The sequence below is a fragment of the Mesorhizobium sp. WSM4828 genome, assembly GCF_055811175.1.
In genome coordinates, this window is sequence record NZ_JBVVQK010000095.1 from 1 (window position 1) to 923 (window position 923).

Annotated in this window: 1 protein-coding gene; it reads right to left on the reverse strand. The window is 63.5% G+C overall.

Going from position 1 to position 923, the window contains the following annotated elements; translation table 11 throughout:
• Positions 1–923, reverse strand: a 923-nt coding sequence (locus tag AC0L2X_RS32415; RefSeq protein WP_473601212.1) for a glycine C-acetyltransferase, incomplete at both ends; no start/stop codon positions are given.

Sequence of the window (923 nt, forward strand, 5' to 3'; positions counted from 1 at the left end):
GGATGGTCGGCGCCGGCCAGTGTAAAGCCGAGCCTGCCCATCTCGGAGCGAAACCGCGCTGCGTTGGCATATAGGCGCTGACGCAACGCATCGCCATTGCGGACCAGTTCGAACACCCGGATCGAGGCGCCGGCGATCGCCGGCATCAGCGTGTTGGAGAACAGATAGGGGCGCGAGCGCTGGCGCAGCCAGTCGACCACCTGCTTCCTGCCCGACGTGTAGCCGCCGGACGCGCCACCCAATGCCTTGCCGAGCGTGCCGGTGATGATGTCCACCCTGCCCTCGACGCCGCAATGTTCGGCCGAGCCACGGCCATTCCTGCCGACGAAACCAACTGCATGGCTGTCGTCGACCATGACCATCGCATCGTATTTGTCGGCGAGGTCGCAGACCCCCTTCAGATTGGCGATGATGCCATCCATCGAGAACACGCCATCCGTGGCGATCAGCCGGAACCGGCAGTCGCGCGCCTCTTTCAACCGCGCTTCGAGATCGGCCATGTCATTGTTGGCGTAGCGGAAGCGCTTTGCCTTCGACAGCCGTACCCCGTCGATGATCGAGGCGTGGTTCAGCGCATCGGAGATGACCGCATCCTGCTCGCCGAGCAGCGTCTCGAACAGGCCGCCATTGGCGTCGAAGCAGGAGCCGTAGAGGATGGTGTCCTCCATCCCGAGGAAGTCAGAAATGGTCGCCTCGAGCTGCTTGTGTTCCTCCTGCGTGCCGCAGATGAAACGCACCGACGCCATGCCGTAGCCGTAGCGGTCGAGCGCCTGCTTGGCCGCCGAGCGCAGTTCGGCGCTGTCGGCGAGGCCGAGATAATTGTTGGCGCAGAAATTCAGCACCTTCTCGCCGCCGACCTCGATCTCGGCCGATTGGGTCGAGGTTATCACCCGCTCGGATTTATAGAGGCCTGCCGTTTTCAG